Source organism: Limnohabitans sp. WS1 (assembly GCF_003063265.1).
GTDB lineage: Bacteria > Pseudomonadota > Gammaproteobacteria > Burkholderiales > Burkholderiaceae_C > Limnohabitans_A.
Genome location: NZ_NERU01000006.1, coordinates 13,846 through 38,380 on the forward strand (window position 1 = coordinate 13,846; position 24,535 = coordinate 38,380).

Annotated in this window: 24 protein-coding genes; 15 read left to right on the forward strand and 9 right to left on the reverse strand. The window is 59.7% G+C overall.

The genetic code is table 11. The annotated features are described in order from the left end of the window. Positions 1–16 precede the first annotated feature (16 nt). Entirely contained in the window at positions 17–991 is a 975-nt protein-coding gene (locus B9Z48_RS09515) for a tripartite tricarboxylate transporter substrate binding protein (protein WP_233261077.1), read from the forward strand. Further along, a complete protein-coding gene (locus B9Z48_RS09520) occupies positions 988–2,004 on the forward strand; it encodes a D-2-hydroxyacid dehydrogenase (protein WP_233261078.1) in 1,017 nt (338 codons plus the stop codon). Before B9Z48_RS09515 ends, B9Z48_RS09520 begins: the two co-directional genes overlap by 4 nt. An 87-nt stretch (positions 2,005–2,091) precedes the next feature. Here the strand turns inward: B9Z48_RS09520 and B9Z48_RS09525 are convergent, their stop codons facing one another. After that, a complete protein-coding gene (locus B9Z48_RS09525) occupies positions 2,092–2,565 on the reverse strand; it encodes a YqaA family protein (protein ID WP_089958972.1) in 474 nt (157 codons plus the stop codon). Positions 2,566–2,780: 215 nt separating this feature from the next. Here B9Z48_RS09525 and B9Z48_RS21815 point away from each other — a divergent pair, with 215 nt between their 5' ends. From B9Z48_RS21815 to B9Z48_RS09570, 9 genes are all read left to right on the forward strand, one after another. Beyond that, positions 2,781–4,979 carry a TonB-dependent siderophore receptor gene (locus B9Z48_RS21815; protein ID WP_158273239.1) on the forward strand — a complete coding sequence of 733 codons (2,199 nt, stop codon included), beginning with the start codon at positions 2,781–2,783 and terminating at the stop codon, positions 4,977–4,979. A gap of 11 nt (positions 4,980–4,990) precedes the next feature. Next, on the forward strand, positions 4,991–5,569 hold the full coding sequence (locus B9Z48_RS09535; RefSeq protein ID WP_158273240.1) for a YfiR family protein: 579 nt from the start codon (positions 4,991–4,993) through the stop codon (positions 5,567–5,569). A gap of 7 nt (positions 5,570–5,576) precedes the next feature. Continuing rightward, a complete protein-coding gene (locus B9Z48_RS09540) occupies positions 5,577–7,562 on the forward strand; it encodes an ATP-binding protein (protein ID WP_089958960.1) in 1,986 nt (661 codons plus the stop codon). 223 nt (positions 7,563–7,785) lie between these two features. Beyond that, a complete protein-coding gene (dusB, locus tag B9Z48_RS09545; protein WP_089958957.1) occupies positions 7,786–8,832 on the forward strand; it encodes a tRNA dihydrouridine synthase DusB in 1,047 nt (348 codons plus the stop codon). Continuing rightward, positions 8,829–9,068: a Fis family transcriptional regulator gene (locus B9Z48_RS09550; RefSeq protein WP_089958953.1), complete on the forward strand. Its 240-nt coding sequence runs from the start codon at positions 8,829–8,831 to the stop codon at positions 9,066–9,068. The genes dusB and B9Z48_RS09550 overlap by 4 nt, the downstream gene beginning before the upstream one ends. 99 nt (positions 9,069–9,167) lie before the next feature. Next, entirely contained in the window at positions 9,168–10,754 is a 1,587-nt protein-coding gene (gene purH / locus B9Z48_RS09555; RefSeq protein WP_089958949.1) for a bifunctional phosphoribosylaminoimidazolecarboxamide formyltransferase/IMP cyclohydrolase, read from the forward strand. 156 nt (positions 10,755–10,910) lie between these two features. Further along, complete coding sequence (locus tag B9Z48_RS09560; protein WP_089958945.1) at positions 10,911–11,342, forward strand: putative toxin-antitoxin system toxin component, PIN family; 432 nt, start codon at positions 10,911–10,913, stop codon at positions 11,340–11,342. Further along, complete coding sequence (locus B9Z48_RS09565) at positions 11,339–11,575, forward strand: toxin-antitoxin system HicB family antitoxin (protein ID WP_089958942.1); 237 nt, start codon at positions 11,339–11,341, stop codon at positions 11,573–11,575. Before B9Z48_RS09560 ends, B9Z48_RS09565 begins: the two co-directional genes overlap by 4 nt. 55 nt (positions 11,576–11,630) lie before the next feature. Then, complete coding sequence (locus B9Z48_RS09570) at positions 11,631–12,878, forward strand: DEAD/DEAH box helicase (RefSeq protein ID WP_108378198.1); 1,248 nt, start codon at positions 11,631–11,633, stop codon at positions 12,876–12,878. A gap of 111 nt (positions 12,879–12,989) precedes the next feature. On the opposite strand, the gene B9Z48_RS09575 is transcribed toward B9Z48_RS09570, so the two are convergent. The 5 genes from B9Z48_RS09575 to B9Z48_RS09595 form a co-directional block, all read right to left on the reverse strand. After that, on the reverse strand, positions 12,990–14,309 hold the full coding sequence (locus tag B9Z48_RS09575) for a TRAP transporter large permease subunit (protein ID WP_108377993.1): 1,320 nt from the start codon (positions 14,307–14,309) through the stop codon (positions 12,990–12,992). Between the two features lie 43 nt (positions 14,310–14,352). Beyond that, positions 14,353–14,883 (reverse strand): TRAP transporter small permease, encoded by a 531-nt coding sequence (locus B9Z48_RS09580; protein WP_233261079.1) that lies wholly within the window; start codon positions 14,881–14,883, stop codon positions 14,353–14,355. Beyond that, positions 14,880–15,848: a TRAP transporter substrate-binding protein DctP gene (dctP, locus tag B9Z48_RS09585; protein ID WP_108377995.1), complete on the reverse strand. Its 969-nt coding sequence runs from the start codon at positions 15,846–15,848 to the stop codon at positions 14,880–14,882. The genes B9Z48_RS09580 and dctP overlap by 4 nt, the downstream gene beginning before the upstream one ends. A 73-nt stretch (positions 15,849–15,921) precedes the next feature. Next, positions 15,922–17,466 (reverse strand): indolepyruvate oxidoreductase subunit beta family protein, encoded by a 1,545-nt coding sequence (locus tag B9Z48_RS09590; protein WP_108377997.1) that lies wholly within the window; start codon positions 17,464–17,466, stop codon positions 15,922–15,924. Continuing rightward, a complete protein-coding gene (locus B9Z48_RS09595; RefSeq protein WP_108377999.1) occupies positions 17,463–19,610 on the reverse strand; it encodes an indolepyruvate ferredoxin oxidoreductase subunit alpha in 2,148 nt (715 codons plus the stop codon). The genes B9Z48_RS09590 and B9Z48_RS09595 overlap by 4 nt, the downstream gene beginning before the upstream one ends. A 162-nt stretch (positions 19,611–19,772) precedes the next feature. On the opposite strand from B9Z48_RS09595, the gene B9Z48_RS09600 reads away from it, so the two are divergent. The 4 genes from B9Z48_RS09600 to B9Z48_RS21365 all read left to right on the forward strand — a co-directional run bounded on the left by B9Z48_RS09600 (position 19,773) and on the right by B9Z48_RS21365 (position 23,354). Further along, positions 19,773–20,687, forward strand: coding sequence for a LysR family transcriptional regulator (locus tag B9Z48_RS09600; RefSeq protein ID WP_089959137.1), 915 nt, complete (start codon positions 19,773–19,775; stop codon positions 20,685–20,687). Between the two features lie 37 nt (positions 20,688–20,724). After that, positions 20,725–21,828 carry an AAA family ATPase gene (locus B9Z48_RS09605; RefSeq protein ID WP_255419486.1) on the forward strand — a complete coding sequence of 368 codons (1,104 nt, stop codon included), beginning with the start codon at positions 20,725–20,727 and terminating at the stop codon, positions 21,826–21,828. Between the two features lie 129 nt (positions 21,829–21,957). Then, the gene (locus B9Z48_RS09610; protein ID WP_089958914.1) at positions 21,958–23,202 is read left to right on the forward strand and encodes an ATP-binding protein; all 1,245 of its coding nucleotides are present in this window, start codon (positions 21,958–21,960) and stop codon (positions 23,200–23,202) included. After that, entirely contained in the window at positions 23,199–23,354 is a 156-nt protein-coding gene (locus B9Z48_RS21365; RefSeq protein WP_146186257.1) for a type II toxin-antitoxin system VapC family toxin, read from the forward strand. The genes B9Z48_RS09610 and B9Z48_RS21365 overlap by 4 nt, the downstream gene beginning before the upstream one ends. Positions 23,355–23,421: 67 nt before the next feature. Here the strand turns inward: B9Z48_RS21365 and B9Z48_RS09615 are convergent, their stop codons facing one another. Genes B9Z48_RS09615 through B9Z48_RS09625 form a run of 3 tightly spaced genes read right to left on the reverse strand, consistent with a single transcriptional unit; the run spans position 23,422 to position 24,394 of the window. Further along, positions 23,422–23,787 carry a hypothetical protein gene (locus B9Z48_RS09615; protein ID WP_089958910.1) on the reverse strand — a complete coding sequence of 122 codons (366 nt, stop codon included), beginning with the start codon at positions 23,785–23,787 and terminating at the stop codon, positions 23,422–23,424. Continuing rightward, positions 23,784–24,032, reverse strand: a complete 249-nt coding sequence (locus B9Z48_RS09620; RefSeq protein WP_089958907.1) for a type IIL restriction-modification enzyme MmeI — start codon at positions 24,030–24,032, stop codon at positions 23,784–23,786. Before B9Z48_RS09620 ends, B9Z48_RS09615 begins: the two co-directional genes overlap by 4 nt. A gap of 35 nt (positions 24,033–24,067) precedes the next feature. Continuing rightward, positions 24,068–24,394 (reverse strand): DUF6172 family protein, encoded by a 327-nt coding sequence (locus B9Z48_RS09625; RefSeq protein ID WP_089959134.1) that lies wholly within the window; start codon positions 24,392–24,394, stop codon positions 24,068–24,070. Positions 24,395–24,535: the final 141 nt, after the last annotated feature.

Genomic DNA, 24,535 nt, shown 5'->3' on the forward strand with positions numbered 1-24,535 from the left:
ATAAACGGAGACACCCATGAAACTCAAAGCCATGACCTTGTTGGGCTGCCTGACGCTTGTGGCGTGGGTTGGAGCGCCGTTGGCCCAGGCGCAAACCTATCCCCAAAAGCCGGTCAAAGTCGTGGTGGCCTTTACCGCTGGGGGCACCACCGACATCCTGGCCCGCACCGTGGCGCAGCAATTGTCTGAAAAGCTCAAGCAGCCTTTTGTGATTGACAACAAGCCCGGCGCAGGGGGCAACTTGGGCACCGAAATGGTGGTGCGTGCAGCGCCCGATGGCTACACCCTGATTGTCAATTCGGTGGGGCCGATCGCGGTCAATCCTTCGCTGTATGCCAAGCTGCCCTATAACCCCTTGACCGATCTGGTGCCCATGGTGCAAATTGCCGATGTGCCCAATGTGCTGGTGATTCACCCGTCGGTGCCCGCAAGCAATATGGAGGAGCTGGTCGCCTACGCCAAAGCCAACCCGGGCAAGCTCAACTACGGCTCGACCGGCATTGGCACCTCTTCGCATTTGTCGAGTTTCATGCTGGCCAAACGGGTGGGTTTTGAGGCCACCCACATTCCCTACAAAGGGGCAGATGCCTTGAAGGACCTTTTGGCCGGGCGCATCCAGTTCATGTTTGCCACCATCCCGTCCGTCATGCCGCACATCACGGCGGGCAAACTCAAGCCCATGGCGGTCAGCTCGCTCAAGCGCTCCCGTTCCATGCCCGATGTGCCCACCGTGGTCGAAAAAGGTTTTCCCAATTTCGAGGCGGGTTCGTGGTTTGGTTTTTTTGCACCCAAAGGCACGCCCGAATCGGTGATCAACTTGGTCAACAAGGCGGTCAACGAGGTTCTGCAAGTGCCCGCGATCGAGCAGCAAATGATTGCGCAAGGGGCTGACCCTGCAGGTGGCACCCCCGCACAGTTTGGACAGTTTGTGCAGCGCGAACACGACAAGTGGCGCTTGATCGTGCGTGACTCGGGAGCGCGGGCCGAATGAACGCCCCCATACGCCCATTGCGCTTGCTGATGTCGCAGCCAAGCATCGAACAGTTGGGGCCGGCCATCTCAGCGCTCATGGGCCCGCGACCCCACGAGTTGCTGGCGCTGGACACGGCGGTGGCCACGCAGCGCACCGATGCCGATGTGGCCTTCATCTCGCGTGAAGTCACTGGCACCTCGACCAAGCACCAAATTCACCCCGCCTTGCAGCGGGTGTATGACTTGCTGCGCCAATCGCCGGGTTTGAAGTGGGTGCACATCCACTCGGCAGGGGCTGACCGGCAGATCTATCTGGACTTGAAGGCCCGGGGGGTGCAAATTGCCACCTCGTCCGGGGCCAATGCGCAGGTGGTGGCCACCGTGGCCTTGGCGGGCTTGTTGGCTTTGGCCCGGCGTTTTCCGGGTTTGTGGGCCGAGCAACAAGCACGCCAGTGGATCCCGCTGCTCGGTGAACGCATGCCGCGCGACTTGCCAGGCCAAACCGCCACCCTTGTGGGCTGGGGACCGATTGGTCAAAAGCTGGGCAGTTTGCTGCAGGCTTTGGGCTTGCATGTGGTGGCCGTGCGCCAGCACGCCGCATCACCTTGTCAGGCCACGCCCGATGCGGTCGAGCATGTCACATTTGAGCGCTTGCATGAGGTGCTGCCCCGCACCGATTGGCTGATTTTGGCCTGCCCCTTGACCGACAAGACCCGTCAATTGGTCAATGCGCACACCTTGGCCGCCTTGCCAGCGGGGGCTCACCTGATCAATGTGGCGCGAGGTGAGGTGGTGGATGAGCAAGCTTTGGTGTTCGCCCTGCAAAGTGGCCATTTGGGCGGTGCTTTTCTGGATGTGTTTGCGCACGAACCCTTGCCAACAGACTCCCCTTTGTGGGCCATGCCCCAGGTCATGGTCACGCCCCACGCGGCGGGTCATTCGGATGGCAACGAACAGCGCGTTCGTCAGATGTTTTTGGACAATCTGCGGCGCTACACGGCCGGGCAGTCTTTGTTGAACGTTGTGAGCTGAGTTGGGGATTCACTTGACAGCAGCAGCGTTGGTTTTGAGCCAGCAGGCCGACTGGCCAACTGGCAAGGCTCGCTCGGCCAAGCCTGGTCAATGCCAGGGAAACACCCAAAGCAACAAGGCGGTCATGACCAGGTAGCGCAAGAATTTGCCGATGGCCATGTACAAGGTGCAAGGCCAAAAAGGCATCTTCAGCCAGCCAGCCACCGCGCACAAGGGGTCGCCCACCACCGGCAACCAACTGAGTAAACAGGCTTTAGGACCCAGTTTTTCGAGCCAAGACAGGGCTCTGAGGTGCCCTGGCGTGTCGCGCCAGCGCTTCATGGCGTGCAAGGTGCCTCGGCCCATCCACCAGCTGAGCATGCCACCCAAGGTGTTGCCCGCCGTGGCGACCACCACCGCAGGCCAAAAAAGTTCAGGATTGAGTTTGACCAGCCCAAAAACAACGGGCTCAGAACCCATGGGCAACAAAGTGGCCGAGATGAAGGCCACCACAAACACCGTACTCAAACCGTGTTGCGGCAAAGCCAGCCATTGCAAGAGGTGATTCAACCAAACATCCATCGGGGCAGTGTAGCGGTGTCCGGTTTTGTGGTTTTTTTCCGGGTTACCCGAGGCCCTGAGGTCATGGAACAGTGGAAACAAAGACTGATTCGAATGAATACTTCAAATATAACAAATTGAATAAATGCAAGTTTTCTTTGGACATCAAAAAACAGGAAATATAAAATCTAATAACTGATCTTGAGGTGACAATAGATTCAAAAGGGAGCATGCCGATGAGGGAAAACAAAAACAAACGCCAAAATCTCTGGCGATGGACGCTGTTGGCATGCGCCATTCACGCCTCGTGTGCAGCAGCGGCCACGGGCAATGAGTTTTTGGACATGTCTTTGGAGGAGTTGGTCGATTACCGGCTCATGTCCATGTCGCGCAAAGAGCAGCGTGTGGCCGACATGGCGGCAGCCGCCTATGTGATCTCGGCAGAAGAAATTCGGCGCTCCGGTGCGCAATCCATCCCTGAAGCCTTGCGTTTGGTGCCGGGCCTGAACGTGGCGCAAATGGCGCGAAACCGTTGGGCAGTCAGCTCTCGCGGGTTCAATGAGCGTTTTTCCAGCAAATTGTTGGTGCAAGTCGACGGCCGCAGCGTTTATTCCCCCTTGTTTTCTGGCGTGTTGTGGGAAACGCAAGACCTGATCATGGACGACATCGAACGGATTGAAGTCATCCGTGGCCCAGGCGCAGCCTTGTGGGGCACCAACGCCATGAATGGCGTCATCAACATCGTCACGCGTTCGGCCAGCGCCAGCCAGGGCCAACGGGTAAGTGCTGTGCTGGGCAATGGTCAAACGGCCTCGGCCTCGCTGACTCAGGGTGGCGAGTTGACCCAAGGCGGGCACTACAAGGTGTATGGCAAAGCCAGCAGCATGGGGGGGTCTTTGGAGCGCGACACGGGTTTGACGGGTGTCGATGCGGCCAAGGGGCAGCGCTTGGGCATCCGGCTTGAGCCCAAGCTTGACGGTGGCTCTTTGAGCCTCAAGGCCGAGGTGTACCAAGACCGGTCGCACGATTACTGGGGCACGCCCTCGGTTTTGGCTTTGAGCGACCCGGCCACCCCATTTGCGCGTGACAGCCTCATGAACGAACGTGCCCAGGGCGGGGCCTTGCAAGCGCGTTATGCCTGGAAAGGCAGTGCCGGGGCCGAGAATGTCTTGCAAGCGTCGATTGACCGAGACCGGTCGATTCATGAGGGGCTTTGGGGCTCAGGTGCAGGCACTTCAATGCCCTTGGCAGAGTTGCCTCGATTTATGGACATGGGGGGCAGCAAAACAGATGCCGATGTGGATTTTCAGCAGCGTCAAATTTGGGGTGACCATGATTTCATTTGGGGACTGAACCTGCGCTACACCTCGGACAAGCTGATCTTGCCCACCTCGCCCTATCTTTTGCTGGATGGCGAAAGCCATCGACTGAGTTACAGCGCCTTTGTGCACGACGAAATCACCTTGGTGCCCGAACGCTTCAAGCTGATTGTGGGCTCCAAGTTCGAAAAAGATGGTTTGACAGGGTTCAACATCCAGCCCAATGTGCGCATGCTCTACACGCCGGGACAGAACGAAGCCTATTGGGGGGCCTTGTCGCGTTCGGTGCGTTCGTCGCGTCGCACCGAGAGCCTGGCCACGATTGACATCAGTGCTGCGGATGCTGCCAGTTTCAATGGCGTGACGGGCTTGAACCTGCCGGCCCAGATGCTCACGGCCATCACTCAGATCTCGCCGCGTGCGCAGGCGGGCTTAAAAGCCGAGCAGGCACTCAGTCTGGAGGCCGGTTGGCGCAAACAATTCTCCAATTTCCTGAGCGTCGACGTCTCTTTGTTTGCGTCCGATTACAGCCATTTGCGTGGTGCCCGCATGAACAGCCAACCGGTGGTGGGTTTGCCCGAGGCCCTGGGTTGCTTGGCGGTTTATGGTCCGGGCATGTGTTACTACACCATGTCTGGCTACAACACCAACCTGGACAAGGCCCGTTCATGGGGTGGGGAGCTGTCCCTGGAATGGCATCCCCGTGCCTGGTGGAAGGTGCAAGGTTCTTACAGCCTGTTGCGTGTCAAAGGGAAAATGTCTGGCGACTTGTTGGGTGATATCCAGGTCCGGGCCTTTGAAAACAGTGCGCCACGTCACCAGATTTTGCTGCGCAACAACTTCAACCTCGCCAGCGATCTGAACTTGGACGTGCGCCTGCGCTACAACTCGGGGACGGCCCACTACACCCTCAACACCGACACGCCCACCCCCTTGCCTGGCTATACCGGCCTGGACATGCGACTGGCATGGCAAGTCAACCGCAGCACCGAACTGTCCTTGATGGGGCGCAACCTGCTCAAAGACCGTCACACCGAATTCATCAACATTTTCCCCGTGACCCGGGCGTATGACGTACAGCGCAGCGCTCTGGTTCAAGCGGTGGTTCGTTTTTGAAGGACATGACCATGACCTTTCAAAATATGAACCGTCTCGCGTGCCTGCGACAAGTCTCTGTGCAGGTGGGGCAAGGCCTTCGCTGGGGTGCCATGTTGTGGTGCTGTTTGTCCTCTTGGACGGCTGCAGCCCAGCCCGCAGGGCAAACGGTGGACCGCATCAAAGCCGCTTATGTGTTCAACTTCGCCAAGTTTGTCGAGTTGCCCGCCTCCGAAGACAAAATTCTTCGGATGTGTGTCATGGGTCGCGATGACCTGAATGGGGCCATGCTCAGCTTGAATCGCCGCGTGGCTCAGGGCCGCGAAATCATGGTCCGCAAGGATGTGGCCATCGAGCAGGCCAAGGAGTGCAGCATGGTCTTTGTGGGCGAGAGTGATGCACGACTTTTGCCTTTGTTGGTGCGGCAATTGGGCTCAGCTTCGGTGCTTTTGGTCAGCGACGCCCGCCAAGCCATGGACCAGGGTGCGCACCTGTCCATGGTTTTCAACGACGACCGGGTGGAGTTTGATGTGAACCTGCTGAACTTGCAAAAATCCAGCATCAAAGCCAGCAGCCAGATGCTCAAGTTGGCCCGCGTGGTCGTTCGATAAGGGCTCGATGGTGCTGACCTTTTCCAATTGGCGTCGAGAAAAACTGCTGCATGCGCCCATGCGCGAGAAGCTCAACCATATTTTGGCTTTGGGCATCTGGTGCGTGCTGATCTTGTTTTTTGTGGTCATCACCTTGTGGCAAGCCAGTCAGACTTTGCAAGCCACACAGGCTGCGGCCAAAAGCCTGGCCGAGCTGGCCGCAGAAAGCAATGCAGCAGCAGTCCTTTTTGAAGACAGCGCTGGGGCCCACAAGCAACTGGAAATTTTCCGGCACATCAAAAATGTGGAAACCGTCGACATTTACACCAAAGCCTCGGGTTCGGTCGCTTTTGCGCATTACCCGTCACGGCTGGGCGACGTGAAGTCAACGCCAAGCACCACCCCAGCGGCCATGCTGGACGGGACCCAAATCTCGCAGCTCACACTCAGCCGCTATGCCATTCGCTTGCCCATTGTTCAAGATGGCGAGCGCATCGGCTTTGTGCTGGTCAAGATCCGGCTGGATGACTTTTGGTGGAACATCGCTATCACCTTGCTGGTGGCCGTGGTGGCCATGATGTTGGCCTATGCGGTGGTGCGCCAATTCATGGGCCAGTTGATCGTCATCATCAGCCAGCCCATTTTGGATTTGGCCGAGGTGATGCGGCGCATCACCTCGGTGCACGACTACAGCCAACGCGCCAAACGTCAAAGCCAGGACGAAATTGGCGAGTTGGTGGCCGGTTTCAATTCCATGCTCGACCAAATCGAGCACAAAGACAAAGCACTGGGTCAATACAGCCAGCAACTTGAATCCGAGGTGCAAGCCCGTACCGCCGAGCTGTTGTTGGCCAAAGAGCACGCCGATGCCGCCAACCAAGCCAAAAGCCAGTTTTTGGCCAACATGAGCCATGAGATCCGCACCCCTCTCAACGGCCTGATCGGTGTCTCTGAGTTGCTGGGCTCGACCGACCCGACTGAGCAGCAGAAAAAACTCATCAGCATGATCAGTTCCTCGTCGTCGACGCTGCTCTACCTGATCAACGACATCCTTGATTTTTCCAAGATCGAGGCGGGCATGCTGCACTTGGAAAAAGTGCCTTACAGCCCGGAACAGGCGGCGCGTCAGGTGGCTGCCTTGTTTGAGCCGCATGCCCAGGACAAAGGTCTGAAGCTGGTGTTTGAGCCACCCGCCGATGGGGTTCCCCTGATGCTGCTGGGCGACCCGCACCGATTCACCCAGGTGGCCAGCAATTTGGTGTCCAACGCCGTCAAGTTCACCGCCCAAGGCCAGGTGAGCGTGGGCTTGGTCTACATGACGCAAAACGACGGCATGACCCGTGTGCGCTGCACGGTGCGCGACACCGGCATTGGCATCAGCGAAGAAGAAGCCCACCGTTTGTTCAGTGCGTTTTCGCAAGCCGATATTTCCATGGCCCGGCGCTATGGAGGCAGCGGCCTGGGCTTGGTCATTTCGCGTCAGTTGTCCGAACTCATGGGCGGGCAAGTGGGTTTTTCCAGCCAACCCGGGCAAGGTTCAGAATTTTGGTTTGAGGTGTGTGGCCCCCGCCTGAAAGACCTGCCGCTGGAAGCCAGCCACACACAGGCCAAAACCCCGCAAACACTGGACTGCACCGTGTTGATCGCCGAAGACAACGATGTGAACCGTGAAATCTTGGTGACCATGCTCAAAACAGCGGGCTGCCGTGTGCTCCAGGCCCACAACGGCTTGGAGGCGGTGCACATCAGCGCGACCGAAGGACACGACATTGTGTTGATGGATGTGCAAATGCCCGAGATGGATGGCATCACCGCCACACGCGCCATCCGTGCTCGCGAAGTGGCGCTGGGCTTGCCCCGCAAGCCGATTTTGGCCTTGACGGCCAATGCCTTGGCCGACGACAAGGCCAATTGTCTGGCCGCAGGCATGGACGATTACCTCACCAAGCCCTTCATGCGCCGCCAGATCCTCGAATTGATGGGCAAGTGGCTCGACCGGGCAAGCGGTCATTGAAGCCATTCGACGGTCAAAACCGCCTCTGCATTGAGCCCATCAAGCTGCAGGGATGCCGCAAGCCCTGAAACGAAGACTGCGCTCGTGGAGCGCAAGTCGCCATCAAGCGGGTGCTGCTGCCCGCCGCAATGGCTAGCACACTTCGCTTTCATTTGCTGAAATATTAAGCAATTACAATCGTGCTTCCTTTTCAGGCCCCCCCACCAAATACCGACCCCCAGTCATGCAGATTGGCCCTTACCTATTGCCGAACAATTTGTTTGTCGCCCCCATGGCGGGGGTGACGGATCGGCCATTTCGCCAGCTGTGCAGGCAGTTTGGGGCGGGTTATGCCGTGAGCGAAATGGTGACTTCGCGGCCCGATTTGTGGGCCTCGCTCAAAACCTCGCGCCGCGCCAACCACGACGGCGAGCCCGGCCCGATTGCGGTGCAAATTGCGGGCACCGAGGCGCAGATGATGGCCGACGCTGCCCGCTACAACATCGACCGGGGCGCGCAAATCATCGACATCAACATGGGTTGCCCGGCCAAAAAAGTTTGCAACAAATGGGCTGGCTCGGCCCTGATGCAAGACGAGCCGCTGGCGCTGGAGATCATCAGCGCCGTGGTTGAAGCGGCTTTGCCTCACGGCGTGCCCGTCACACTCAAGATGCGCACAGGCTGGTGCGATGCCGAAAAAAACGCCCTGAGCTTGGCCCGCGCCGCTGAGAGCGCCGGGGTGCAAATGGTCACCGTGCATGGCCGCACCCGCGAGCAAGGCTACAAAGGCCTGGCCGAATACGACACTGTGGCCGCCGTCAAGGCCGCCTTGCGCATTCCTGTGGTGGCCAATGGTGATGTGGATTCGCCTGAAAAAGCCCGCGATGTGATGAAGTTCACCGGCGCAGATGCCGTGATGATCGGCCGCGCCGCGCAAGGCAGCCCCTGGATCTTCCGTGAGATCGACCACTTTTTGGCCACGGGCGAACACCTGGCCCCACCCCTGGTGGCCGAGGTGCGCCGCGCCTTGCTGGAACACCTGCAAGATCACTACGGTTTGTACGGCGAATACACCGGCGTGCGCTCGGCGCGCAAACACATCGGCTGGTATGTGCGCACGCTGCCCGGTGGCGACGCCTTTCGTGAACACATGAACACCCTGGAAACCGCAGACGGACAACTGGCCGCCGTGGCTGCTTATCTGGACGGCTTGGCCGAGCAGATGGAGCGTCTGCCCCAGCGCCAGGCCCAGCGCCCCGAGGCCTGCACCGATTTAGAGACCACGCCATGAGCGAACCCCAATCCATTGAAAACTGCATCCGGGACAACCTGGACATTTACTTCCGCGACCTGGACGGCACCGACCCCACGGGTCTTTACGACATGCTGGTCAAGCTGGTCGAAAAGCCACTGCTCGACGTGGTGATGAACCAGTCTGGGCAAAACCAGTCACGCGCCGCCGAATGGTTGGGCCTGAACCGCAACACCTTGCGCAAGAAACTGCTCGAACACGATTTGTTGAAATGAAGCTGGGGCGGCCTGCTCCCGCCCAGCCCACTTGAATACCTGCCGGAACCCTTTAGCCCGGCCCCACCTTAAATACTCTGAATTTTGAAGAAAGCCCCCATGAGAGCCCTCATCTCTGTCTCCGACAAAACCGGCATCGTCGAACTCGCGCGTGACCTGCACGCCTTGGGCGTGGGCCTGATCTCCACCGGCGGCACCGCCAAACTGCTGGCCGAGCAAGGCCTGCCCGTGACCGAGGTGGCCGAAGTCACCGGCTTCCCCGAAATGCTCGATGGCCGCGTCAAAACACTGCACCCCAAAGTGCACGGCGGCTTGCTGGCGCGCCGCGACACGCCCGAGCACATGGCGGCATTGCAAGCGCATGGCATCGAGACCATCGACCTGCTCATCGTCAACCTCTACCCCTTTGAGGCCACCGTGGCCAAGCCCGGTTGCACACTGGCCGACGCCATCGAGAACATCGACATCGGCGGCCCCGCCATGGTGCGCTCTGCCGCCAAAAACTGGAAAGACGTGGGCATCGTCACCGACGCCAGCCAATACGCCGACGTGATCGCCGAGCTCAAAGCCAGCGGCAAACTCAGCGACAAACTGCGTTTTGCCTTGTCGGTGGCCGCGTTCAACCGCATCAGCCAATACGACGGTGCGATCAGCAACTACCTCTCCAGCGTGAACTTTGAAGCTGAAAAACTGAGCGAAGACTACGTGCCCGAGCGCGCCCAGTTCTCAGACCAGTTCAACGAGCAATACGTCAAGGTGCAAGACCTGCGCTACGGCGAGAACAGCCACCAGCAAGCCGCTTGGTACCGTGACTTGGCTCCAGCGGCTGGGTCTCTGGCCACTGGCGTGCAGCTGCAAGGCAAAGAACTGTCTTACAACAACATCGCCGATGCCGATGCGGCTTGGGAATGTGTGAAGAGCTTCGAGAACACCGCGTGTGTGATCGTCAAACACGCCAATCCCTGCGGCGTGGCCGTGGGCGCGACCGCACTCGAGGCCTACAGCAAAGCCTTCCAAACCGACCCCACCAGCGCCTTCGGCGGCATCATCGCCTTCAACCGCCCTGTGGACAAAGCCGCTGCCGAGGCGGTGAGCAAGCAATTCGTCGAAGTGCTGATGGCCCCTGACTTCAGCGCCGAAGCGCTCGAAGTGTTCAAGAGCAAAGTGAACGTGCGCTTGATGAAAATTGCTTTGCCTGCCAACTATGGCGACGTGCGCAACGCACTCGAAACCAAACGCGTGGGCTCTGGCCTGTTGCTGCAAAGCGCCGACAACCACGAGTTGGCTTTGGCCGACATGAAAATCGTCACCGTCAAACAACCCACCCCCGAAGAACTGCACGACCTGCTGTTTGCCTGGAAAGTGGCCAAGTTCGTCAAATCCAACGCCATCGTGTTCTGCAAAAACGGCATGACCATGGGTGTGGGCGCCGGCCAAATGAGCCGCCTCGACTCCGCCCGCATCGCCAGCATCAAGGCCGAAGCCGCCAAGCTCAGCCTTCAACACACCGTGGTGGCCAGCGACGCCTTCTTCCCCTTCCGCGACGGCCTCGACGTGGTGGTGGACGCGGGTGCCACCTGCGTGGCCCAGCCCGGTGGCTCCATGCGGGACCAGGAGGTCATTGACGCCGCCAACGAGCGTGGTGTGGCGATGGTGTTTACGGGGGTGCGGCACTTCCGTCATTGACATCAACGGTCACGACGAACCAAATTTTCACGGCGAGTGCAGCGCAGCAGCGCAAACTTGGCTCGCCTTGTGCGCCGCGATCTCTGGTGCATCATTTCTGTGCACCCACGTCATTAGGCCCGATGCTGATTATTCGCTGATATCATTGGCAACATCATGAAAATCATGTTGCTGGACACCAACGTGCTGGTTGCAGGCTTGAGCAGCGCTCGGGGCGCGTCGTATGCACTGCTTCAAGCGGTGGCTTCGACGCGTTTGCGCGTGGTGGCGTCGCCTGCTTTGTGGCTTGAATACGAGTCGGTGCTCAAGCGCGATTCGATACGGGCCTTGCATGGTTTTTCTGTTGAGCAGGTCGATGCGTTTTTGTCCGCCTTGGCCCTTTGGGTGGAGCCGGTGAGCTTGCATTACATCTGGCGGCCACAGTTGCGCGACCCGGGTGATGAGATGGTGCTCGAGGCCGCTGTCAACGCGCGGGTACATGCCCTGGTCACCTTGAATGTGAAAGATTTTTCGATCGCCGCGCCACGCTTTGGCCTGGCTGTCAAAACACCAGCCCAGGCTTTGGCTTTTTTGGAGGATGCCGTATGAGTACTTTTGCGCTTCGTTTGCCCGATTCTTTGTATGCCCATGCACGCAAGTTGGCAGAACAAGATCAGGCTTCGCTCAACCAGTTCATTACTGTGGCTGTGGCCGAAAAGGTGTCCGCCCTCAACGCAGTGGCTTTTTTTGCCGAACGTGCTGGTGCGGCCAAGCCGGGCGATTTGGCCAGCTTTTTGGCGATGGTGCCCGAACGTTCTCCGCTGGAGGGTGATGAGCGATGAGCCGTTTCACCTTGATCCTTAACGGGCAGCATTTTTTTGAGGATCAAGCATGACCTTGAGTTTTGGCCCATTGGGCCTGTCCCCCGCGCTGCAACGCGCCGTGTCCGACATGGGCCTCTATGCCCCCACCCCCATCCAGGCCGAGGCGATTCCGGCTGCCCTGAAGTTGGCTGACGTGTGGGCCACCGCGCCCACCGGCTCGGGCAAAACGCTGGCTTTTGCGCTGCCGCTGCTCCAGCACCTGCTGGCCGCACCGCGCCAGACCAATTTTCGCCGCCCCGTGCGTACGCTGGTGCTGGTGCCCACGCGCGAGCTGGCGGTGCAGGTGGGCGATGTGTTGGCCAACCTGGCTTACAAGTTGCCGCAGTCGCTCAAGGTGAACACCGTGTTTGGCGGCGTTTCGGTCAACCCACAAATGATGGCGCTGCGCGGCGGTGCCGACATCGTGGTGGCCACACCCGGCCGTTTGCTCGATTTGATCGACCAGAACGCCGTGCGCCTGGCCGATGTGCAACACTTGGTGCTGGACGAAGCCGACCGCCTGCTGGATTTGGGCTTTGCCGATGAGCTGCAACGCGTGCTGGCGCTGCTGCCCGCCCAACGTCAAACCTTGTTGTTCTCGGCCACGTTTGCACCCGAGGTGGAAGCCTTGGCGGCCAAGCTGCTGCGTGATCCGGTGCGCATCACAGTAGAGGCTTTTGAAGGCCACAAGCCCGACATCACCCAGCGGGCCATTGCCGTGGACGAGAAAAGCCGCACCGCCTTGTTGCGCCACCTGATCACCGAAAACAGCTGGAAACAGGTGCTGGTGTTTGTGGCCACGCGTTACGCCTGCGAGCATGTGGCGAACAAGCTCTACAAGGCGGGTGTGTTTGCTACGCCTTTTCATGGCGAGATGAGCCAAGGGGCAAGGCAAGAGGTGCTGAGCGAGTTCAAGGCCGGACGCTGGGACGTGGTGGTCACCACCGACCTGGCCTCACGCGGCATCGACATCGCCATGCTGCCCGTGGTGGTCAACTACGACCTGCCGCGCTCGGCCACTGACTACACCCACCGCATCGGCCGCACCGGCAGGGCGGGTGCGCATGGCGACGCGGTGAGCTTTGTCACGGCTGCAGCGCTGGCGCACTGGCAGCTGATCCAGAAACGCGAAAGCTTGGAGCTGCCTTTGGAGCAGGTGCCAGGTTTTGAGCAAACCGAAACCCCACCGCCGCCATCACCCGGCAATGGTGGTATCAAGGGTTCACGGCCCAGCAAAAAAGACAAGCTGCGGGCGGCAGGTCTGCTCAAATCCAACGATTGATCAGACCGCAGGCTGTTGTCTGTATCTTTGTAGGAGCCCACCCCCGTGGGCGATGGCTTGCCCTGGCGGTTGGATGCAATCGCCCAGGGGTGGGCTCTTACAAGCAGCCCATCAGCCCATCCACCCGGGCAACCAGGTAGCGATGCCCGGCACCATGAAGACGGCCACCAGCAGCAACACGCTCATCGCCAAATAAGGCGTGACCGCCAAAAAGATGTGCGTCATGGTGACCGACGGTGGGGCCACGCCGCGCATGGTCATGAGCAGCAAACCATGGGGCGGCAAAAGCAGACCCATTTGCATGCAGATGAGGAACAACACACCAAACCACACCGGGTCGATGCCCAGGGCGTTCACGATGGGCATGAAGATGGGCAGGGTGATCATCATCATGCTGACCTGGTCCACAAAGATACCCAGAAAAATCAGGAAGAGCATCATGCCGATCAGGATCTGGTTGGCCGACAAACCTTGTTCGGTGATGAGCTGCACCAAACCTGAACTTGCACCCGAAAAAGACAAAATCTGTGCGAAGGTGGTGGCCCCCAAGATGATGAACAAAATCATGCCGGAGATGCCTGCCGTGCCCTTGAGGGCCTTGAGCACCGCCTCCCAGCGCAGGGCGCGGTAAAGCGCGGCCAGCAGCATGGTGGCAAAGGCACCGAGCGCTGCGCACTCGGTGGGCGTGGCCCAGCCCGCTGCCAGCGCGCCCACCACCACCCCAAAAATCGACAAGGTGGGCAAGACGTAGGCAAACAGCGGTTGCCAGCGGTCCCAGCCTTGGTGCTGCACGGCCTCGGTGTCGTTAGGCGCCAGATGGGGGCTGATGCGCACCCGCACAATGATCCAGGCCACAAACGCCACCGACAACAGCAGCCCGGGAACAACACCACCCAGCAGCAGCTTGGAAATCGAGATGCCTGAGAGCGAACCCAGCAAAACCGTCAGGGCCGAAGGCGGAATCAGCATGTCCACCGCGCCAATGGCCATGATCGGACCCGTGGCCATGGTGGGGTGGTAGCCGCGGGCCAGCATCACAGGCAGCATCAGGGCGCCCAGCATGGCCGTGGTGGCAATGGTGGAGCCCGAGATGGCCGAAAACACCGTGCCCGCCACCACCGCCACCACCGCCAAGCGCCCAGGCACCCGAACGATCAAGCGCTCGACCCCGTCGATCACTTTCACGGCCAAACCGGTATGGAACAAAATCTCGCCCATCAGCACAAACAGCGGAATGGGCGTGAGCGCAAAGGCCGTGACCGAACTGACGCTGTTGCGCACCAGCTGCACCAAGCCGGGCTCGCCACCCATGTAAAGCACGGCCCCGATGATGTTGACGCCCAAAAAAGTCAACGCCACGGGCATGCCCATGAACAGCAGCAAGGTGGAGCCGCCCAACATCAACCAGGCTGCGATGGGCCAACTGCTCATGTGCAGACTCCAGATGAGGAAAATAAAAACATTTGGAACCCGTTCAAGCGGCGCTCACCGCGTCCTGACGTGGTCCGCGCTCGGCGTGCAGCAGGCGGTGCATGCGAAACACCATCTCGATGGACAGCAGAACAAACACCACCGGCAAAGGCGCGAGCGACCACCACTCGGGTGTGACCAGGGTCTTGATGCTGAGTGACCCTGCGGCATAACTGGCCCAGGTGGCCAAAACGCCATACCAGGCAAGCACCAGGCAGCACAACAGGCCCAGCACATCGCCCACCCATTCCAGAGCCCAAGCCATGCGCGGTGGAATGGCCTGCAGAAAAATGTCCACCCGGATGTGCTGACCCTGACGCAGCAGCCAAGGGGCCACGCACATCGTGATCAGGTAGAGCATGAGTTCAGACACCTCGTTGCTCCACGACAGCCCCAGTGGCATCCCTGGAATGGCCAGATTGCGCAGGGCCACATCGGCCACGATGATGAGCATCATGGCCAGCAGCAGCAGGCAGCCCAGCAGGGCCAGACCCGACAGCCACCGGCCAAATCGCTCAGACAGCGCTTGCATCATTTGGAGAACAGCGCCTTGAACCGAGCGGCCACTTCAGGGCTTTGCTTGGCAGCACCGGCCCAGCCGATGTCGTAAGCCTTGTCGCGAAAGGCCTTGCTGGTGGCGGCATCAAAGGTGATGGTCTGGATACCCGCCTTGGTCTGGCGTGCGATTTCATCGGCCCCGTAGCGTGCCCAGAACGTGTTCTCGGCCTCCAGCGCCAGCAACTGTTTTTGCAGGTAGTTGCGCTGCGTGTCGTTGAGTTTTTTGTAGGCCGGCAGGTTCATGATCAGCGAGACCTCGGCGTCGTAAAAGCCCGGGTCGATGCGGAACTTGGTTTTTTCATGCCAGTTGAAGTCAAAAATACCGCCAATGGGCCAGCCATAACCGTCCACCACACCGCGCTCCAGGGCGGTGTAGACCTCGCCCGGAGGGGTGGTGATCACACTGGCGTTGAGGGACTGAAAGAAGTCGCGGTAAACCGGTGTGATGCGGATTTTTTGACCCGCCAGGTCGGGCTTGTCGACCTTCTTGTTGGTGTAGATGTGGAAGGGCTGGTTTTCGACCATGCGGGCCAAGTACTGCATGTTGCCTTTTTCGTTCCAGACCTTGTTGATCGCATCAAAAGCACCGTTCTTGCGCTGCTCGGCCACCGGGATCTGGGTGAGCTTCAAAAAGTCGGCCTCGGGCATCACGTTGGTGTAGAAAGCGCCGGTGTTGAGCGCCATGTCGACCACGCCGGTTTTGACCGCGTTGCCCAGCTCAAACGAGGGAATGGCACGGGGGCCGCCGATGAAGTTGATTTGCAACACGCCTTTGCCTTCGGCGTTGACCTTGTTGATCCAGGGCTGCAGGCGTTGCACGTAGATGCCGTTTTCGGCAAAGCCACTGATCAGGCGCAAAGTGACCTCTTGCGCCAGTGTGGCCGAGGTGGCACCGAGGGCCAGAACCAGTGCCGTGGCCTGGGTGAGTAAACGTCGTTTCATGGGCTTGTCTCCTGAGTGTGTGGAAGGTGGATGGGAAACTTGAAGGGTAGTCCTGCCTGGTCGGATGCATGCGTCACGCAGGTGCCAGCTGGCTCAGGGCTTGCTCCAGCGCCTGGCCGCTGTCGTCGGCCAGCGCCGCTTTGCGCAAGGCGCTCAACCGGTTGGCTGCATCGGGCAGCTTCTGCAGGCGCGGCAAGGCGGCCATGAGTTTTTCAAAATGTCGCCAGCCACGGGCATGGGTGTCGCCATAGCCCTTGACCAGCTGCTGGGCGCGCAGGACTTCCAATGCCAGATCGGCATGTTGCGGCAGCAGCGCCAAGGTCTGTGCCCACCAGACATTGATGCGTTGATGTTCGGTTTCGTAGCGCAGTGACAAGGGTCGAATGCGGCGCAAACTGGCCACGCCATAAAGCAGCAAAAAACCGCGTAAGGAACTGGTTTTCACCACGCGCCCTTTTTGCGTGAAACGGCCCACCACGGCGCGGGCTGTTTTTGAAGCCAGCAACCACCGCCCCAAACCTGCAGGCAAGGTGTCGGCGATTTCTTCGAGGCGCGGGTGCATGAACTCGTGGATGTCGATGAGCTGTTTGTCGCTCTGGTTGACCTCTTGGCTGACGCGGGCGAAACGTGAGCGGCGTGTTTTCAGATCGGCCACACGCACCGTGTCTTCGTAGGACATCCAAAGCGCCAAGTGCCGAGCACCGTCGCGCAAGAGGTCTTCGGCCAAAGACGGGGCCAATGTGGCCGAGGCCAAAGCTTGGGCCAGGTCTTGCAAGTACCCCGCATACAGGGTGGCATAGCCCACACTTTGGTAATCGGCCAGGCGCGTCAAACCCGAAGCGATGACGGAGTGCGCGGATGGGGCAAATGTGCCCTCCAAACTGTGCGCCAGGGCCTGCAGCTTGGGGCCGACTTGGCGGTGCAAGGGCAGGGCAAGCGGGGTGACATCGGCCACGCTTGTCGTCTGGGGATGCAACACCTGCATGGCAGCATCAAAGCCAGCGGCAAAAGCCTTCAGGCTGGTTTTGACACCCACGCCGCTGCGCTCAATCGTGGCTTCAAACTGCGCCCTGGAAAACGGCAGACGCTCACTGGCCGCCAGCGCCCCATACAAGGCGGGCGCAATCAGGCTGCCGGTTTGCTCGGCCAGTTGGGCAAAGTCGGCGCTGATGAACAACTTGGCAGCCGCTTGTGCACCGGCGAGCAGCTTGGCCTCGTCCACCCGACCATCGCCCATGGCGGTGCGCTCGGTCATGGAGTAGACGCGGTGCGAGGACGCGATGAAGGTGGTTTTGTGGGCATCCACCAGGCCGCGCTGCAGAGCGCGGCCTGCTTCCATGAGCTCGGAGGCCAGCACGATGTCCACTTCGCCTGGAAAGGGGCTGAGCGCCATCACCGGCAGCTGCCCTGTGGGGGAGGCCGCTTGCGGGTACATCTCGATGTAATAGATGGTGGCCCCGGTGCGTTGCGCCACGCCGGGCACCGAGGTGGTCTGGGCCCAATGGCCGTTGTGCTCGGCCAAGTCCACCAGCCAGTCGGCCAGCACACCGCCGCCTTCACCGCCCATGGCCAAAATGGCCAGGCTGATGATGCCTTGGGTTTGGGGAGAGTCGTTCATGCGGCAATGCCTTCCAGGCGGCGCTCGATGCGGTTTTGCAGCCAGCCAATCACGCGCTGGCGCAGGCCTTGTTTGAAGCGGTCCCAGCCGCTGGGGTTGTTGATGATCTCGGCCCGGTAAAACGAGGGGCAGAGCACTGCAGCGTGCGCGACCTCGCCGCACAGGCCGCAGCCCACGCAGCTGTCGGCCACGGCCGCCACCGGGTCCAGGCGCAGCGGATCGGGGTTGGGCTTGATGCTGAGCGATGGGCAGCCCGACAGGCGAATGCACGAGTGGTCGCCGGTGCAGGTGTCGGGGTCGATGCCAAAGCGCTCGCGCACCACGCGCTCGCCTTTCTGGATGCGCTGGCGGATCAGTGGTTTGACGCGGCGCTGGCGGTTGAGCATGCATTCGCTTTGCGCCACGATGACCTTGGGGCCTTGCTGCTTCGTGGTCAGGGCCTCACGCAAGGTCTGGCGCATCTGGTCCAGGCTGTAGGTGTGGGTCACGGTCTTGACCCACTCCACGCCCACGCCGCGCACCGCTTTTTCAATCGGGTTGTTGGTGCTGCGGATCGGGTTGATGGCTTTGGACGAGAGCACGTCTTGCCCACCGGTCGCTGCCGAATAACCGTTGTCCACCACCAGCAACAAGTTGTCGGACTGGTTGAACACCGCGTTGCCCACGCCGCTGGTCAGGCCGTTGTGCCAAAAGCCCCCGTCGCCCATGATCGAGACGGTGCGCTTGCTCGTCTCGTTGGTGTTGAAGGCCGAAGCGCCCGCCCAGCCCAGGCCATAGCCCATGGTGGTGGCGCCAATGTTGAAAGGCGGCAGGATCGAAAACAAATGGCAGCCGATGTCGCAGCTGACATGGTGTTGACCCAGCTCTTTTTCGATCATCTTGATGGCCGTGAAGATGGGCCGCTCCGGGCAACCGGTGCAAAACGAGGGCGGACGCGGGTGCACCTGGGCCACGGCTTCGCTGATCGCCAGTTGGTTGCTCGCTTGAACTGCGGGCACCGTTGCTGGCAGCAAGTGCGCCGCGTATTGCGCGATGAACGCCCGGATACCTTTCAGCACCACCCCACCGGTGTATTCACCGCCCATGGGCAGCACGTCTTTGCCGTGGATTTGGTTGCTCAGACCCGCTTTGTGCAAGATGCTGTGGATGTTTTGCTCGATGAAGTCGGGCTGGCCTTCTTCCACCACCAGCAGGCCGCGCTTGCCTGTACAAAAGCGTTTGAATTCATCGTCGACCAGGGGGTAAGTGATGTTCAGCACATACAGCGGGATGTCGGTCTTGCCAAAGTCATCGGCCAGGCCCAGCAGCTGCAGTGCACGCACCACACCGTTGTACAGGCCGCCCTGCATGACGATGCCAAAGTCTTGCGCGTCTTCGGAGAAAAACTCGTTGAGCTGGTGTTCCTGAATGAATTGGACCGCAGCGGGCCAGCGCTTGTGTGTTTTTTCTTGCTCGTGCAGGTAGCTGGCGGGCGGCAACACGATGCGGTTGACATCGCGTTTGGGGTTTTCGATGGCGTCTTTCAGCGTGAAGCTGGGGCGCACGTTGTCCCGGGTGGGAAAACGGCCGTGTACATGGCAGGCGCGGATGCGCAACTCCAGCATCACCGGCGTGTTGCTGGCCTCGGACAACTCAAAGCCTTTTTCCACCGCGTGCACGATGCTGGGCAGGTTGGGACGGGGGTCGATCAGCCAGACCTGCGATTTCATGGCAAAGGCGTGCGAGCGCTCTTGCATGATGCTGGAACCTTCGCCGTAGTCCTCGCCCACGATCAGCATGGCCCCGCCGGTGACGCCGCCTGAGGCCAGATTGGCCAGTGCGTCCGACGCCACATTGGTACCCACAGTGGATTTGAAGGTGACCGCGCCGCGCAGAGGGTAGTTGACCGAGGCGGCCAAAGTGGCGGCGGCCGTGGCTTCGGAGGCGCTGTGTTCAAAATGCACACCCAGTTCTTGCAGGATGTCGTTGGCGTCGGTCAGCACATCCATCAGGTGCGAGATCGGCGCACCCTGGTAGCCCGCCACATACGACACGCCCGATTGCAGCAAAGCCTTGGTGACGGCCAAAATGCCTTCGCCATGGAATTCGTCGCCATCGCCCAAGCGCAGTTTTTGCACCTCTTGCACAAACGAGCGTTCAGCCATGCCCAAAACCTTTCATGGGGCCTTGCCCCGTGGTGTTGCCTGATCAAGTGAGGGCAATTTAGGCCAGCTGAGGCCTTGTCGCAAATGGATTCTTTCAATGCAGTACATTGATCGTGTGAATAATTAGGGGCAACCCTTATTCACATGAACCATGGGCAAAGCATGAATTTCCGACAACTCGACCTGAACCTCTTGCGGGTGCTGGTGGCCATCCACCGCAGCCGCTCGGTCACGGCGGCGGGCAAGGCGTTGGCCTTGTCGCAGCCCGCCACCAGCAACGCCTTGGCCCGTTTGCGCGAATTTTTTGGCGATGAATTGTTTGTGCGCTCGCCCGCTGGTTTGCAGCCCACGCGGCTGTGCGAACAATTGGCACCCGCCATGCAATCGCAGTTGCTGGCCATGGAAAGCCTGGTGCTCAACCACCAGCCTTTTGACGCATCCAGCAGCCACCGCCATTGGCGTTTGTCTTTGTCCGACTTGGGCGAAATTTTGTTCTTGCCGCGCCTGGCTTCGGCGTTGCGCAAAGTCTCGCCCCATGCGAGTTTGTCCAACGTGTCGGTGGATGCGTCCCAAGTGGCTGCTGCCCTGGAATCGCGTGACATCGACATGGCCATCGGCATCCTCAAGCCGCAGCACCGGGGCATACGCAGCCAGCTGTTGTTCAAGGAACGCTATATGGCCATCTCTTCCAAAGACTGGTCACCCAGCCCACCAGGGCGCAGCAAGACGCTCAGCCCAAGCCAACTGGCGCAAGCGAATTTTGTGGTGGTCTCGCCCACGGCGACCTTCCATGGGAGCGTGGAAAAAATGCTGGCGGGCATGAAACTCCAAGACCGCATCTTGGTGCGTCCACGCCACTTTGGCGCGATCGCCGAGCTGGCGCAAAACACCGATTTGCTGTGCATCGTGCCCGAGATGTACGCCCGCGAACTGAGCCAGCGCGTGCAGCTGCAGATGTGGGCCTTTGAGGATGCACCTGTTTATGAGGTGCACATGCTGTGGCACAGCAGCACCGAGCAGGACTCGGATCAGCAATGGCTGCGGGCAGAGGTGGAGCGCTTGTTCACGCGGGGTTGAGGAGTGAATCTTTGCTGCAGGTGGTCGTGGTGTGCGGGTGGCCATCGGCCGCATCCGCATTGGTAATCCCGCGAAAAGTGTATTGATGGTGGGTTTGCGCGGCGTAGGCAAAACCGTGTTGCTGGACAGAATGCGTCAGGACGCCGAAGCCAGTGGGGTCTACACCCTGAAGCTGGAGGCTCCCGAAGACCGCTCTTTGCCAGCCTTGTTGGCACCTCAGTTGCGCTTGATTTTGCTCAAACTCAGCGCTGTCGAATCGGCCAAAGCCTATGCGACGCGCGGGCTGCGTGCTTTGGCTGGTTTTGCCAAAGCCCTCAAGGTCAAATTCAACGACATCGAGGTTGGGCTCGACTTGGAGCCCGAGTTGGGCTTGGCCGACAACGGCGACTTGGAGGGCGATCTGGCTGTGTTGTTGGAGCAGGTGGGCTTGGCGGCTCAAAGTGCCAAAACTGTCGTGGTCACGTTCATCGATGAACTGCAATTCGTGAAAGAGGCCGAGCTTGCCGCGCTCATCACCGCATTGCACCGATGTGCCCAAGCCAAGTTGCCCGTGACCGTGATTGGGGCCGGCTTGCCTCAATTGTTGGCGCGGGCGGGACAAGCCAAATCTTATTCTGAGCGCTTGTTTGATTACCCCATGGTCGGCCCTTTGTCACTGGCCGACGCCAGCCAGGCCATCACCCGTCCAGCGGAAGAACTCAACGTGGTGTTTGAGCCCGAAGCCATCGATGAAATTTACAAAGACACCGACGGCTATCCATACTTTTTGCAAATGTGGAGCAAGTACGCCTGGGATGTGGCGACGATCAGCCCCAACTCGCGTACGGATGTCCAGCGGGCCAGGTTGTTGACCGAAGCAGACTTGGATGAAAGCTTTTTCAAAACCCGTTTTGAACGCTGCACTCCCAGCGAACGGCGCTACCTGCGGGCCATGGCATCGCTGGGCTCTGGTCCGCACCGCTCGGGTGATATCGCTGCGGCGCTGGGACGATCCATCAACACCTTGGGCATGGTGCGAAGCAGCCTCATCAACAAAGGCATGGTCTGGAGCCCCAGCCACGGAGATACGGCGTTCACCGTGCCCTTGTTCGACCAGTTCATGCTGCGCGCCATGCTGGGCGACGGTTGGCGGCAGGTGTGATGCTGGGGCTGATGCGCCCCCTGAATGGCAACACAAGGACCTGAATTGACACCGTCAATTCAGTGACTGCTCAAATTAAGGTCTTAAAATAACCTTGCATTTTGATAAATCACCTATCAAAATGCAAGGATGATTGATCGTATTTTCATGGCCGATTTGTCGGACCGATTGTCTTTTTATCCGGGTGTTGTTTTGCTAGGCGCTCGCCAAGTGGGCAAGTCCACCTTGGCGCGGCAGGTGGCGGCGCAAACGCCAGGCGCGGTATTTCTGGATCTGGAACTTCCGGCTGACCGGGCCAAACTTGACAACCCCGCTGCATTTTTTGCTGCGCACCGTGACCACTTGGTGGTCATTGACGAAGTGCAAACCATGCCCGACTTGTTTGTGCAGCTGCGCCCCGAAATCGACGCGGACCGACGGCCTGGACGTTTCTTGTTGCTGGGTTCTGCCAGTGGGGTGTTGCTCAGGCAAACAGCTGAATCGTTGGCTGGGCGGGTCAGTTACCTGGAGTTGCCGCCTTTGCTGTGGTCCGAAGTCCAGGCCAAAGTTCAACCTGGAGGGGCTGCCCATCAAGAAGCCACCAGCGACCCTGCACACAAGGACACGCAGCAGTTGTTGGCCCTGCAATCGCATTGGCAACGCGGGGGCATGCCCCTGAGTTGTTTGGCCAAAACGGACGCGCAATCGCTGCGCTGGCGCAACGATTACTTGCAATCGGTGGTTCGACGAGATTTACCCAGCTTGGGCATTCACATTCCCAGCGAAACCTTGTGGCGTTTTTTGCGCATGCTGGCGCACCAGCATGGGCAACTTTTTAATGCTTCGGCGCTGGCCGTGGCCATGGGCGGCATCTCACCCATCACTGTGGGCCGCTACCTCGACATCTTTTGTGATGCCCTGATCGTGCGCAAAGTTGAGCCCTATTTCGTGAACCTGGGCAAGCGTCTGGTCAAGTCGCCCAAGGTGTATTTCCGCGACACGGGCTTGCTGCACGCCCTGCTGGGCATAGGCAACGCGCAAGACCTGCAAGGCCATCCTATGTCGGGATTTTCGTGGGAGGGGTTGGTGGTCAACCACATCGCCGCATTGTTGCCCTTGATCGCGGGTGGCAACGCGAGTCTGCACTTTTTCCGAACCGCCGCTGGGGCCGAACTCGACGCCGTGGTCGACACGGGGCAAGAGCGCTTGGGGTTTGAAATCAAGCTCTCCGACGCCCCCCGCGTGACCAAAGGCTTCTGGAACGCCTGCGCCGACCTGCAAGTCAGCCGCGCTTATGTGGTGGCCCCCGTGTCGAGTAGCTGGCCGCTGTCAGACAAGGCGCAGGTGATTGGGCTTTTGGATGTGGGGCGGGTCTTGGGGATTGTTGAGCCTTGACGCCGCAGCTGGCCAGGGGCGGCGACTTTGCCGACGGTGTGATTGCAGCCGATCGTGAGCTGCTGGGCGGCACCGAGTTTGTGTCATTTGAGCAGCAGGCCATTCAGCTGCTGAAGGCACAAAAACGCAAGGCGCGGTTGTTGGTTGCGTAGCTTTGAATTGGTTTCTCCAAATAACCACCAGTTTTTTCGGCGACTTTCACTGTTGTTCTGGTCTCGCTCAGGCTTCACCCTTTCCATCGCCCTTGTCACTGGCGGGCAGCAGGCCCACGTCTTCGGCAAACATGCTGAACAGGCAGCGCGTCAGGAAGGCGCCGACCTGGTGAGCGGGGTGTCCATCGGCCTCCAGGCTTTTGGCCAAGGTGGCCAGTTGTTTGGCCACTTCGCGGGTCACTTGGGCGTTGGCGTAGCAGGGGTCCAGCGCCATGGGGTCGGTCCAAATTTGGCGCAGGCGGTGGCGGATTTTTTCGTCGCGCAGGTCTTGCAGCTTGATCTGGTAACTGCGCGGATCAGGAAAGGGAATGTAGTTGCCGCCGGTGCGGCTGAACTCGGCGAACAGCTGGATGACTTGGCCCACGTCGATCAACAGGAGTGGCCGCGTTTGTAGCAGTCCACGTACCGGTCTGATTCTTGGCCGTCAGCATGGGCTTCTTTCAAAGCGCGTTCAAACATGTAGTCCCGGTCTGCGGTGGCTTGCGGCCTGGGCACGTCCAGCAGTTCGCACAGTTCAATGATGAAGCTTTGCGATGTGGCGAGTTCGCTGGCGGTGCTGATTGCCCAGCGCTGGATGAAGTTTTCGGCGCGCTCGTCTTGAGTATTTATGGGGTCCATGATTTATATCATGGACCAAAAAGAAAACTTTTTATTCAATATTTAGCGTCTTCCTGCGGATCTTCGTAGTCGTCTTGTGCCTTGATCACACGCACACCGTGCTTGCTCAAAATCTCCACATACACCGATGTGGCCCCTGTTTTGGCGGCGGCGTCCACGGCTTCGATCACGGCGCTCACGCGAACCACTTCGGCGGTGTCGGCGGTCAGGCCCACTTTGCAGTCAAAGTCCCAAAAGTCCACGCCTTTGGGCACGTCGCGGTTGCGTTCGCGTTTGAAGTATTTGCGGATGTCGTGCTTGACGGCTTCGAGCACGCGGTCGGGGTGCTTGCCTTCGGCTTGCAGAGGGAAGTTCTTTTTCATGGGGGGTCCTGAGGGGTGGGCAAGCGCCCGGTCTGGACGTGAATGCAGTGGCGAATTATCGCTGGTTTGCTTGGGCGCACGGGGCAATACGGTGGTGCACATCAAGACGGCTTGTGCATATTGATGCATTCATGCAAAAAT

Bases quoted from the DNA above. Each gene is read 5' to 3' on its own strand.
- B9Z48_RS09515 (WP_233261077.1), top strand. From the start codon at position 17: ATGAAACTCAAAGCCATGACCTTGTTGGGCTGCCTGACGCTTGTGGCG.
- B9Z48_RS09520 (WP_233261078.1), top strand. From the start codon at position 988: ATGAACGCCCCCATACGCCCATTGCGCTTGCTGATGTCGCAGCCAAGC.
- B9Z48_RS09525 (WP_089958972.1), bottom strand. From the start codon at position 2,565: ATGGATGTTTGGTTGAATCACCTCTTGCAATGGCTGGCTTTGCCGCAA.
- B9Z48_RS21815 (WP_158273239.1), top strand. From the start codon at position 2,781: ATGAGGGAAAACAAAAACAAACGCCAAAATCTCTGGCGATGGACGCTG.
- B9Z48_RS09535 (WP_158273240.1), top strand. From the start codon at position 4,991: ATGACCTTTCAAAATATGAACCGTCTCGCGTGCCTGCGACAAGTCTCT.
- B9Z48_RS09540 (WP_089958960.1), top strand. From the start codon at position 5,577: ATGGTGCTGACCTTTTCCAATTGGCGTCGAGAAAAACTGCTGCATGCG.
- dusB (WP_089958957.1), top strand. From the start codon at position 7,786: ATGCAGATTGGCCCTTACCTATTGCCGAACAATTTGTTTGTCGCCCCC.
- B9Z48_RS09550 (WP_089958953.1), top strand. From the start codon at position 8,829: ATGAGCGAACCCCAATCCATTGAAAACTGCATCCGGGACAACCTGGAC.
- purH (WP_089958949.1), top strand. From the start codon at position 9,168: ATGAGAGCCCTCATCTCTGTCTCCGACAAAACCGGCATCGTCGAACTC.
- B9Z48_RS09560 (WP_089958945.1), top strand. From the start codon at position 10,911: ATGAAAATCATGTTGCTGGACACCAACGTGCTGGTTGCAGGCTTGAGC.
- B9Z48_RS09565 (WP_089958942.1), top strand. From the start codon at position 11,339: ATGAGTACTTTTGCGCTTCGTTTGCCCGATTCTTTGTATGCCCATGCA.
- B9Z48_RS09575 (WP_108377993.1), bottom strand. From the start codon at position 14,309: ATGAGCAGTTGGCCCATCGCAGCCTGGTTGATGTTGGGCGGCTCCACC.
- B9Z48_RS09580 (WP_233261079.1), bottom strand. From the start codon at position 14,883: ATGATGCAAGCGCTGTCTGAGCGATTTGGCCGGTGGCTGTCGGGTCTG.
- dctP (WP_108377995.1), bottom strand. From the start codon at position 15,848: ATGAAACGACGTTTACTCACCCAGGCCACGGCACTGGTTCTGGCCCTC.
- B9Z48_RS09590 (WP_108377997.1), bottom strand. From the start codon at position 17,466: ATGAACGACTCTCCCCAAACCCAAGGCATCATCAGCCTGGCCATTTTG.
- B9Z48_RS09595 (WP_108377999.1), bottom strand. From the start codon at position 19,610: ATGGCTGAACGCTCGTTTGTGCAAGAGGTGCAAAAACTGCGCTTGGGC.
- B9Z48_RS09600 (WP_089959137.1), top strand. From the start codon at position 19,773: ATGAATTTCCGACAACTCGACCTGAACCTCTTGCGGGTGCTGGTGGCC.
- B9Z48_RS09610 (WP_089958914.1), top strand. From the start codon at position 21,958: ATGATTGATCGTATTTTCATGGCCGATTTGTCGGACCGATTGTCTTTT.
- B9Z48_RS09620 (WP_089958907.1), bottom strand. From the start codon at position 24,032: ATGGACCCCATAAATACTCAAGACGAGCGCGCCGAAAACTTCATCCAG.
- B9Z48_RS09625 (WP_089959134.1), bottom strand. From the start codon at position 24,394: ATGAAAAAGAACTTCCCTCTGCAAGCCGAAGGCAAGCACCCCGACCGC.